This window comes from Planktothricoides raciborskii GIHE-MW2 (assembly GCF_040564635.1).
Lineage (GTDB): Bacteria > Cyanobacteriota > Cyanobacteriia > Cyanobacteriales > Laspinemataceae > Planktothricoides > Planktothricoides raciborskii.
Genome location: NZ_CP159837.1, coordinates 1,078,123 through 1,089,755 on the forward strand (window position 1 = coordinate 1,078,123; position 11,633 = coordinate 1,089,755).

Here is an 11,633-nt window from a genome sequence, read left to right on the forward strand (position 1 = left end):
TTAACTATGGCCATCGCCCAATCATTAGAACTGGGAATTACTAGCCTTCCCGACCATACTCAACTACCTGACTCCGACGGTACTTTTGTGAAAAACTTTCAGGAGCATCCCCAAAGTATTTTACTCACTGATTCTCTGAAATCGACATTAGATCAACTGCATCCAGACCAACAATATGCGATCGGTCAAGACTGTGGGATTTATTGGCGATTAACCCAACCCCCAGAAAAAGGGGCGGAATGTCCCGACTGGTTTTATGTTCCCAACGTTCCGCCAACTTTGGATGGACAATTCAGACGTTCTTATGTCTTATGGCAGGAATATATTCCTCCTTTAATTGCCATTGAATTTGTCTCAGGAGATGGTTCAGAAGAACGCGATCGCACTCCCTTATCCCAACTCTCTGGAGAACGCCAAAAACCCGGTAAATTTTGGGTATATGAACAAGTGATCCGTCCGGCTTTTTATGCGATTTATGAAGTACAGAAAGCCAGTGTAGAAGTATATCGCCTAATCGCCAATCATTATGAGTTAGTGGCAGCGAATGAACGAGGTCACTATCCCATTGAGCCAATGGGCGTAGAATTGGGCATTTGGCTCGGACAATATGGCAACTTAGAATTGCCGTGGCTGCGGTGGTGGGATAGTCAAGGTAATTTGCTACTAACCGGAGATGAACGAGCAAGAATTGAAAGCCACCGGGCGGAAAAGGCCGAATTGGAGTTACAGCAGGAACGCCAACGGGCGGAAGCGGAACGCCAACAAGCCGAAGTAGAATTACAGCAAGAACGCCAACGGGCGGAAGCGGAACGCCAACGGGCGGAAGCGGAACGCCAACGGGCGGAAGTGGAACGCCAACGGGCTGAACGACTCGCGGAGTTACTGCGATCGCAGGGAATTAACCCCGAAGAACTGTAAATAACTCTGGCGGAGAGGCGATCGCCAATTTGCCGCCCTGGAAACTATGACGATTTGGTCTTGATAATTACACTTAAGCTCAAGTTTCCACCAACGGCAGGGAATTAATTCCCTGCCCCGCATTCGCGGGGGTTGACACCAATGTTGGACGAAGCCCCCCTAGGGAAACTCCTGTTGCCCCTATTTTGTGGGGTGCGATCGCTTCGGCGTTGCGGATGCAACCGAAGCGACAGAAACAGGGTTTCCGTGCTTAATCTCGCTGTTTAACCTCGCTACTTATTTAGTCTCACCGATCGTAATCACCGCGATCCTTGTCTAAACGCTCAGATCCTTACACCTGAAAACTTTCGATGTAGGTTGGTCAATGATTTCTCTGGGGGATGCTTCCAGCACGTAGTAAAATCAGAAGAGTAGAATCAAGGTGTGCATATGTCAAATTTTAGCTTATCCAGGTTTTGTGCCACTTTAGGTTAATCGATTTTTCAAGGGATAGTTTTCGATTCAAAAAAATCAGTGGGTGCAATGATAAAAGTGGGTTATTTGATCTCTCATATGACTGTGTTAAGATGACTGTCTGTGCGCTGAATATTGTTTGTTTAGCCTGTTTTTCACAATCTGTTTCGATTCCTGGAGATGCTATATGTTCCAGCGATTCTTTAGATTTGTTTATGGCAAATTCCTGTTCTCAGGAATCTCTTAATTTCCCAATGGTTTTTAACGATGAAAAAAAATATTCACAGGTTCGTCAGAATTAGTATTCTGCTAATTATATGCGGATTTTGCCAACCCTTGCATATAATAAGTTTTGCAGAAAAAATTTCCATATTTTCTGCAAAATTATTCTCGCTTACTGGAATAACAATATCGGAAAATTTAGGAGTAAAATCATCCATAATTGATGAAAAATTTGCCTCTATTAATCAAAACAAAATTAGCATAAGCTTGCATGAACATTTTACAAAAAATGCCATAAGCGCATTAATTCTTGAAAATAAATGGGTCAAATTAGGTGCATATTCTGATAATCTTAATGAGAAAAAATACCAAAATTTTCAGTTAAAATCAGCCTTATTGTACACGGGAATATATCCAGAAGTTTATACCAGTAAAGCCGATCGCTTATTGCCCCCACCAAATCATTTTTCTCATTTTTCTCATTATTTAGATGATTTACATATTTATGACTTTCAATTATTTATGGTAATTTCGGGTTTGACCCTGGGCGGAATTGCTATTTTTATTTACCAAGCTAAATATACCGCCAATCAACTGAAGCAGAAAAAAAATGATTTTGCCACCCAAAGTTATTTAAATAAATTCGCCATAAAAACCGTTAAAAATTCTCGGATAATTCATCCTTTAATCACCGATAGTCAAATAATTCTGGATGCTTCTGGTAGAATTCAGTTTATTGCCGAAAATTTATTAGTAAAATTAGGCTACAATGCGGATGAGTTATTAAATAATAATGTTAATGCAATTCTGGGTAAAAGTGATTTTTTGTTTCAGCAGACTCAGAATATTGAAGTCAAAATTCCCGAAATAAAACAAATCAAAAAAAAATTAAAAACTAAACAAGGAGAAAAAATAATTGCCTTGATTTATTGGGCAAAAATACATAAAAACAATAAATTAAAAGGCGTTTTTTTGTTAATTAAAGATATTACAGATAGTCACCATTTGCAAGAAGCACGACGCAATGAAAAGAAGTTTTACCAACTCGCTGAAACGGTTCCTATTGCAACTTTTATTTATCAAGACAAACAGTTCGTTTACGTTAATTCAGCAATGGAAACCTTAACCGGCTATGGTAAAAATACCTTGCTCGCCATGAATTGCTGGCAGGTGATTCATCCCGACTTTCACCAAAAAATTAAAAAAAGCTTGCAGCATAAAAAAAATACTCAGCAGCCTGTCACCTGGAGAGGAGAGATTAAAATGCTCACCCAAGCAGGTGAAGAACGGTGGGTTGATTTTACGGTGAAATTAATTAAGTTCGATCGCAAAGTTGGCCTATTGGGGACAGCTTTCGATCTGAGCGATCGCAAAAAGATGGAACGAACCATCAAAGGCAGCGAAGAACGTTACCGTAATTTGATTGAATTATCCCCAGCGGCAATTTTTGTTCACAAAAAAGGCAAATTAGTCTTTGTCAATCCCACCGCCTTAAAACTCCTGGGAACCAGGAATTCTAAGCTGGTGCTCGGTCAACCGTTGCAAAAATTTTGGTTAGAAGATTATAAAGCATTAATTCAATCTCAATTTAAGCAAGCCAGCCAAAATAATGGCATTTTAGATCCAGTTGAACATCAACTGATTCGGGTTGATGGCCATCGGATTCAGATGGCATCGACTTTTACCCCAGTCATTTATGAGGGGGAACCGGCAATTATGACTACGGGGATCGATATTACTGAACGCAAGCAAGCGGAACAAGCACTCCGAGAAAGCGAAGCCCGCTATAAACAACTCCTGGGGTCTGTCACTGACTATATATATACGGTGAGAGTGAAACACGGCAAGGCGATCGCCACGGAACATGGTCATGGCTGTATTGCGGTCACAGGTTATAGCCCAGAAGAATATCAAGCAGATCCTCAACTTTGGTATGAAATTGTTTACTCCGAAGACTTGGAACCCGTAAGAAACCAAACGGCGCAAATTCTGACGGAAGGAAAAGCCGAACCCTTAGAACATCGGATTATCCACAAAAATGGCGAACTCCGTTGGGTGAGAAATACCCCAGTTGTCCGCAAAGATGCCCACGGTCAGATCGTCTCCTACGATGGCTTAATCAGTGATATTACAGAACGGAAGCACGCGGAAGAAAAAGTCAACTACCAAGCGTTTCACGATCTGCTCACCGGACTACCAAACCGGGCTTTATATAATCAGCGTCTCTTAGAAGCGCTAACCAAAGCCCAGCATCAGGGTCATCACTTGGCGGTGATGTTTTTGGACTTAGACCGATTTAAAACCATTAACGACACTCTCGGTCATGCGATCGGGGACTTACTCCTACAGCAAGTAGCCCAACGGATTTGTCATTGTCTGCGGCAAAATGACACCCTATCCCGGTGGGGGGGTGATGAGTTTACCTTGCTGCTACCCCAAATTCATACTCCTGATGATGCAGTTCATGTCGCCCAAAGAATTATTGCCGCTTTAAAACCTGTGTTTGACCTAGACGGACACCCCTTGCACATCACCACCAGCATTGGTATGGCGGTCTATCCCCAGGATGGTCAAGACATGGAAACATTGCTAGGGAATGCGGACGTGGCTCTATACCAGGCCAAAGAACAGCGGTCTACTTACCGAATGTACAGTGCGACGATGAATTCTCAAGCCTCGGAGTTGTTGGCGTTGCAAAATAGTTTGCACGCGGCTTTAGAACGCGGCGAAATACAAGTGCATTATCAGCCTCAAGTTAATGTAAAAACTCGGAAAATCTTTGGCATGGAAGCATTGGTGCGGTGGCAACACCCAGAATTCGGTCTGGTGCCCCCCAGTCGCTTTATCCCTTTGGCGGAAGAAACGGGACTGATTGTGGAAATTGGGGAATGGGTTCTACGCAATGCCTGCGAGCAAAATCAATCTTGGTTACAAGCGGGCTTTTCACCGATCCGTATGGGAGTTAATCTCTCAGCGCGTCAATTTCAAGAAGCCAACTTGGTGGAGATGGTGGGAGAAACTTTAGCCAGAACCGGTCTGCCTGCGGATTTGCTGGAGTTGGAAATCACCGAAACCATCGCCATGCAAAATGTGGAATGGACTGGCAAGGTGCTCGGTCAATTGCAGTCTCTAGGGGTTCACCTCTCGATGGATGATTTTGGCACGGGTTATTCTTCCCTGAGTTATCTGCAAAAATTCCCTTTCCATAGCCTGAAAGTGGATCGGTCTTTTGTCCGAGATATTAGCATCGATGAACAAGATCGGGCGATCGCCCAAGCGGTGATTGCCCTCGGTCGCGCCTTAAATCTCCGCGTGATCGCCGAAGGGGTGGAAACCGTGGAACAATTAGAAGTCTTACGGGGAATGCATTGTGAAGATATGCAAGGTTTTTTGTTTAGTCCGCCGATTCCCGCCCTACAAGCTACTAAACTGCTAACAAAATATAATCATCATCATCGGCAACATACTGCTTAATTCGTTATGTCCCTGGTGACGAAGCCAAAAATCTCACCGATCATAAAAACAACATGAATGCAAATAACATCAAACGCTTACTAGAAACTAAACAATGTCAAGGGGGCATTCTCCATGATGCCAACCTGCCGCGATTTAATCTGAGTCAAGCGGATCTCAGCGGTGCTAAGTTACTCTTTGCCAACCTGAATCGGGCAAATCTGAGTCAAGCGAACCTCAGTGGTGCGGATCTGAGTTTTGCTAATTTAGTCGGAGCGAATCTGAAAAATGCTGACCTGAGTGGTTTAGATGCTAAAAGCATTAATCTATTTGAAGCCAACCTGACTGGAGCAAACCTCAGTGGTGCAGACCTCAGTTTTGCGAATTGCGTCAAGAGTAATTTAAGCGAAGCCCACTTAAGTGGAGCCGAGTTTCAGGGAGCCAATCTGATTGGGGCTCAGTTCAATCATGCCAACTTGAGTGGAATTCACCTCAGTGGGGCTAATCTTGCTCAAGCGCAAATGTTGGAAGTGAATTTATCTAATGCTGATTTGAGTGGTGCGCGGTTAGTGGATGCAGATTTAAAAGATGCCAATCTGAGTAATGCTGACTTGAGAAATGCGAATCTCGGCAATGCCGACCTCCGGGGCGCTAATTTGACTGGTGCAAATTTGACCGGAGCTAATCTTGGCGGGGCGAAATTAGAGGGGGTGATTGGGATTTATCATAATCCGATGATGATGCAACCGAATTATCCGCCACATTATCCCCCGAATTATTCACAAAATGCACCGAATTATCCACAAAATTATCCCCCAAATCGGGGAATTTCTCCATCGCCTTATATGACGAATGGAGAATCGGGAAATTATCCGGGTGGGGTGAATGGTTTAGCCCTACCTCGTCCAGGAATGCACGTTCAAGGCTAAAAGTTTGACATTTAACAAATGTCACAAAATTCTGGTGACGAAATTCCGGTGACGAAATTTCGGTGACGAAATTCCGGTGACGAAATTGGTGCCTTGGGCAAGGAGTTCCAAGTCACGGATCCCTTAATATTCAGACTTTAACAGACTGGCTCAAATTCATCCTAGATTTCGGAGTCATGGGAGCGGGAATCTGAAAACCCGGACGGGGGCTTTCTTTGGTCATTTTATCCCTTGAGGGAGGAGCGATCGCTTGATTCCCCCTGCCTCAACCCTGGATATATTGGTGAAAGGTTCTGCGATCTGAACCTTCCAAGCGGCACATGGCAAGCTAAGATGAGAATCGTTGTCCAATTCACTAAACTTGTGATTAGAGCAGCGTAGGTTATGGATCGCTGCTGCCGTGGATCGTTGTCAAATCAATTTACTAAAACATAGCCTTATGAGTCCTGTGATTAAATTTATTCGACCCGCTGGGCTGCTAGACCGCACTAGAGCTAGTCAGTTTAATCAGGAGGTTAACAAATGTCTGGAATTCACTTCTGATGTTGAGAGTAAAGCTGACATCGTTTTAATTAATTTTAAAGATGTGACTTTTATGGATAGTTCTGGCTTAGGTGCGGTGGTTTTAGCCATTAAAACTGTTCAAGGAGCGGGGATGCACATTTATGTGTGTTCTCTGAATAATCAACTCAATATGTTATTTGAACTTTCTGGCTTGAATAAAGTCATCGAAATTTTTCGTGATGAAGAGGAATTTAAGCATAAATTTTGCTCAAAAAAATAATCGTAATTAAGGAGAATAAAAGGAGAATGAATTGTTTTTTATCCTGATTGATTAGTAAAATATAATTCAGGTTTTTCCAGCTAAAAAAAATCAGATAATCAATAAAATTATGGGCGGTCTTACGATCGCCCATAATTTTATATGATTTAATAATTGCCTCGCCCGGAGAAAAACTGGAAAAAGATTTTAATAAACTGAAACAGCACCTTTTGTTTGATGGGAAATGTTTGGGTGAAAATGTCGATCTAAAGAAAAAATTTAGGCTGAATTAATCAAAGGCAAAATGCAAGAGTGATACGTCATCATTAAACGCATCATCAAAGTTTAATGAACGAACGGCTTGTAAAATATTTTCCAGACTACATTGATTTTTCTCGGTGTAATCAGCGAGGACTTGAATGAAGTTATCTAATTGCCAGATTTCGCCATTGGGTAAGGGAATTTCATAAATCCCATCACTAAATATGTATAAGTTGGATGCCGGTTCAATTTGACAAGAGTCGTTGATATATTTTGCTTGGGGAAACATACCAATAGGGATACAACCCGATGTAGAAAGTTGTTTGACTTCCACAAGGTTTTCGGGATTTTTGGTGATTAACATGGCGGGGGGATGACCGGCACAAGAGTAGAGTAAACTTCTAGTGCTTCGGTTATAGACTCCATACCAAATGGTAAAGTACATATTCCGCTGTCGATCCATCTGGAATGCTTGGTTCAAGGCATTGAGCACTTGATTGGGTTCATAAAAGTTGGTGTTGGGCAGAAAGCGTGATCGCAAAAAGTTGAGTACGGACACGGACAACAATGCTGCCCGCGAACCATGTCCCGATACGTCCAGTAAATAAATGGCTAAATGGTCGTCATCCAACCAATAATAATCAAAACAATCTCCTCCGAGTTGTTGGGAGGGAATAAAGCGAGAATCAATGCGGACAGGTTCGATGGCGGGGATTGGCAACAGAGATTGGACATAATCGGCGGCTTCCATTAGTTCCGCTTGTAAAGCCGCTTCTGCCCGTTTGCGTTCGGTAATATCAATGCCGACAAATACAGCGGCTTCATTGCCTTGCCATTTTTTGGCAATCACCATATCACTGTGAAAAGCGTCATTGACTTTTGTGTCAATTTCTATAGAGGCTTCCTCGGTTTGATTGGCAAAAAATTCCCGCACAAATTGACCAAATTTTGATTCACGAAAGCCGACTTCTCGACCGACAAACTCTTCTGGGGGTAAATTATAAGTGGCGGCTAAATGTCGATTAGCGCCTAGATACCGAAAATTAGAACTAATTAAAGACACGGTTCCGGGTACTGCATCTAAGACCGCTTGGAGTTGATCGCGAGTAGTTTGTAAGGTGGTTTCCGCTTGTTTTCGGCTGGTGATATCATCCACAAAGCCTTCCACCCCGATGGGATGGTTGTGGAGATCGCACAAGAGCTCAAAGGTTTCTTCGATCCAAATTTTTTTGCCATCCCGTCGTTTTACTTCGGCTTCGCAACAGATGCGACCTTCAACGGTCAGCTTTTTGATGCAGTCAGCCCAATGATCGGGATTGACATATAATTCAGCGCCATTGCTGACGCTGGCGAGAAATTGTTGGGGAGAATCATAGCCATATATTTTGGCTAGGGCTAAATTAACGGTGGTGTAACCACCGGATAAGGTGGCTTGAAAAAGTCCTTGGGTGGCATTTTCAAAGATTTGTCGATATTTGGCTTCCGCTTTTTTCTGGGCGGTGATGTCCTGGAGAATAACACAAATGGAGCAGGGGTTTCCGTCTTGCCAATGACAAAATATTTTGCCCTGACAAAAGAGGCGATCGCCTTCTTTGGTTAATAAAATTAATTCGACATTTTCTAATGTTTGTTTAGAAATCAATAGTTGTGGTAATTGCCAGCAATCTTCTCCACAGTCTGGATGCAGAATATTGCCCCAAGAGAGATGACTAAATTCTGCTTCTGTGTAACCGAGGGCTTCACAGCAAGAGGGGTTGACATAGAGAAATCCTTGGTCTGACGACCGGACGATCGCCATTAAATTAAACGTCTGTGGTAACAGGGTTTCGAGTAATCGTGAGGTGATATTTTTGTCGCCATTGGACTGCTGAATTTGTGGGACGAATTGCTGTTCTGAATGCTGGAGTTCTGGATCTTTGACCCCAGATTCTAAAAGGGCGATCGCCTGTCGAGCAATAATTTCTAGTCCGTCTTTTTGTGGGTCGGTTAAAGATCGCGGTTGATCGTCCATAATGCAAAGGGTTCCCCACAAATAGCCATCAGCGGTTCGCAGGGGGACTCCGGCATAAAAGCGAATGGCAGGAGGATTGACCACCAAAGGATGATGACTAAATCGGGGATCTTGGAGGGTATCTGGAACTATGAATAATCCTGATTGCTCGATGGTACAGAGACAAAACCCGATATCAGGAGCAAAAATCGGCTCGGCAGAATTGTTTGGTTGTACCCTTAACCAACTGCCGTCCCTCTTTCGCCAGTGGATCTGGGCAATGGGGGTGGTACAAATTTGCGCGGCTAGGCGCATGAGGTCTTTAAATGCTGCTTCAACTGCCATATTAAGAGCTTTCTTGCGACCCCAAGAGCGATCGCGATTTTCAATGATGGAGATTGATAATTTATGATGAGCCAATTGCTCTGTCTTCGGGATAGAACCTGACATTAAATATTTTTTGCATTAAGATACAATATACTGTATATAATATCCAGGATCTGGAGTGAGTATCTTGATAAAGTCTCCACCCTGTTTTGCCCAAATTATCAGAGCAGTAAGCTAATGGATTTCCTAATCAACCAATTTTTTTTCTCAACAGCAAGCAATTACGGCTATCGGGGGTTCGACTGTAATCTAACTCATCGGTTAACCGATCCATAAATAGTATTCCTCTGCCGCTGGTGCGCTCGAGGGGGTTGTATTTTTCTTGAGAAATCGATTTGAGTTTTGATTGCAAATCAAAAGGCTGGCCATAGTCCCAAATTCGCATCTCAAACCAATTGCTAAGTACGGTGACTTCAATATCAATTGGAGTGGTACGAGGCAAATTATGATGAGCATGGCGGACTGCGTTGGTGAAGCCTTCTGCCAAAGCAGTTTGACATTGCCACCAGAATTCATTGGTTACAGGTAAAGCATTGAATTGCTCAAACCATTCTAGGACATTTTCTAACTGATTCAGATCGGTTAATACCTGAATTTGCGATCGCTTCAGTGGTGGCTCTGGTTTTTCCGCTTGCTTGTTTAGCTGGGCTGTGAATTGCTTCCACCAGCTTCCAAGGTTTTTTAACACAATTTCTAAGGAATAAGGATAAATCTTGAATCACTGGATTATGGTTCTCGGTAACTTCACAAAGCTCCACTATTTTTGTGAAAAATTACCCAGATAGTTTTGAGTATTAACTTAATATCATAGAGCAAATTCCAGTTTTTTTGGTATTGTCGGTCTAACTGAACGACATCTTCAAAATTTTTAATGCTTGAGCGGCCATTTACTTGCCATTCGCCGGTCATGCCCGGTTTCACGTCTAGCCGTTGCCATTCTGGAATTTCATAGCGTTCCACTTCATCGGGAGTGGGGGGTCGGGTTCCCACCAAACTCATCTCTCCTTTAAGCACATTCCAAAATTGTGGCAGTTCATCGAGACTGGTGCGCCGCAGAAAACGGCCTACTTTCGTAATTCGCGGGTCATTTTTGTTTTTGAACAATTTCGCCCCTTCAATTTCGTTTTTGACCTCTGATTTCCGCGCTTCCGCATCAATGTACATGGAGCGGAATTTCCACATTTTAAATGGCCGATGCATCCAACCACAACGAATTTGACCGAATAAAATTGGGCCGGGACTATTGAGTTTAATGGCTACGGCGATCGGAATAAATAAAACCGCCGTAATGCCTAAACCCACGAGCGCCCCGACAATATCGATCAAGCGTTTCACTTTAGATTTCACCGAGGGATGAGTCGTCGGTAGAGAGGCCATTTGTTCCTTATCCAAGGTGGGAATGACTTGCCGACCGGATTTTTGGGAATTTGGCTGATAATTTGGCTGATAATTCGGCTGATAATTCGGCTGATAATTTGGCTGATAATTCGGCTGATAATTTGGCTGATAATTTGGCCGGGAATTTGGCTGATAATTTGGCTGAGAATCAGGCATTTCCTCAATGGTTACTCGTTGTAACAGGTCGGTCATGGATAAGACTGCCATGACTTGCGGTTGCACTTGACAGAGTACCAAGGAAATTTTCTGTTGTCTGGTGGTTTTGATGTTATAAACTAAAGCACCAATTCCACTACTGTCAATAAAAGTTGTTTGACTACAATCAAGTACGATTTTGTGCGGAGTTGGCTCACGCTCGGCAAGTTGGTGACAGGTTTGCTTAAAAGCAACGGCTTCCAATATGCTGATCCGAGGTGGTAAGTGAACGGTGGCGGTATTGCCATTAAACGAAACCGGAAACTCTGCGTTGGGGTTTTGAGTGGGCATAGAACCGGAAGGGTAAATAAGCGAGTGATTTTGGCCTAGTTTTGGTCTAGATATTTTAACTAAACCTGCCCCCTTGAAGGCGGGGGTCAGAGATTTTGGGGTCTGATTTACCGGGGGTTTGTTGATGACTCTATTTGAGGATCTAGCTGACGATCTCGGTTATGAGGACAGCAAGCGAATGCCTTGATCTTTGAGATATCGGCCTGTAATTATCTATTGTTTGGCGCGATCGCCCCAAATAATAGATATCATAGAGCATAGACTGGCACTGAATTATTTTTCAATAGTACACTATCTATTTGCCCGGTTACAACCACCCACGCCAAGCGGATTTGACAACATTCTATCCAGGGCTGCCACTCTGAAGTTTTAT

The 11,633-nt window shown here is 43.1% G+C and carries 7 protein-coding genes; 4 read left to right on the forward strand and 3 right to left on the reverse strand.

The features are described from left to right. Positions 1 to 6: 6 nt before the first annotated feature. The 4 genes from ABWT76_RS04415 (at position 7) to ABWT76_RS04430 (ending at position 6,759) form a co-directional block, all read left to right on the forward strand. Positions 7 to 918: a Uma2 family endonuclease gene (locus tag ABWT76_RS04415; RefSeq protein ID WP_054469937.1), complete on the forward strand. Its 912-nt coding sequence runs from the start codon at positions 7 to 9 to the stop codon at positions 916 to 918. A gap of 942 nt (positions 919 to 1,860) precedes the next feature. Continuing rightward, positions 1,861 to 5,067: an EAL domain-containing protein gene (locus ABWT76_RS04420; protein WP_054469938.1), complete on the forward strand. Its 3,207-nt coding sequence runs from the start codon at positions 1,861 to 1,863 to the stop codon at positions 5,065 to 5,067. Positions 5,068 to 5,120: 53 nt separating this feature from the next. After that, complete coding sequence (locus tag ABWT76_RS04425; RefSeq protein ID WP_354635705.1) at positions 5,121 to 5,975, forward strand: pentapeptide repeat-containing protein; 855 nt, start codon at positions 5,121 to 5,123, stop codon at positions 5,973 to 5,975. A 439-nt stretch (positions 5,976 to 6,414) separates the two neighbouring features. Then, positions 6,415 to 6,759, forward strand: coding sequence for an STAS domain-containing protein (locus ABWT76_RS04430; RefSeq protein ID WP_054469940.1), 345 nt, complete (start codon positions 6,415 to 6,417; stop codon positions 6,757 to 6,759). A 268-nt stretch (positions 6,760 to 7,027) separates the two neighbouring features. Here the strand turns inward: ABWT76_RS04430 and ABWT76_RS04435 are convergent, their stop codons facing one another. The 3 genes from ABWT76_RS04435 to ABWT76_RS04445 all read right to left on the reverse strand — a co-directional run bounded on the left by ABWT76_RS04435 (position 7,028) and on the right by ABWT76_RS04445 (position 11,260). After that, complete coding sequence (locus tag ABWT76_RS04435; RefSeq protein WP_156332085.1) at positions 7,028 to 9,439, reverse strand: SpoIIE family protein phosphatase; 2,412 nt, start codon at positions 9,437 to 9,439, stop codon at positions 7,028 to 7,030. A 127-nt stretch (positions 9,440 to 9,566) separates the two neighbouring features. Further along, a complete protein-coding gene (locus tag ABWT76_RS04440; RefSeq protein ID WP_322096588.1) occupies positions 9,567 to 10,064 on the reverse strand; it encodes an ATP-binding protein in 498 nt (165 codons plus the stop codon). Positions 10,065 to 10,120: 56 nt separating this feature from the next. Next, on the reverse strand, positions 10,121 to 11,260 hold the full coding sequence (locus tag ABWT76_RS04445; RefSeq protein WP_054469941.1) for an anti-sigma factor antagonist: 1,140 nt from the start codon (positions 11,258 to 11,260) through the stop codon (positions 10,121 to 10,123). Positions 11,261 to 11,633 lie beyond the last annotated feature (373 nt).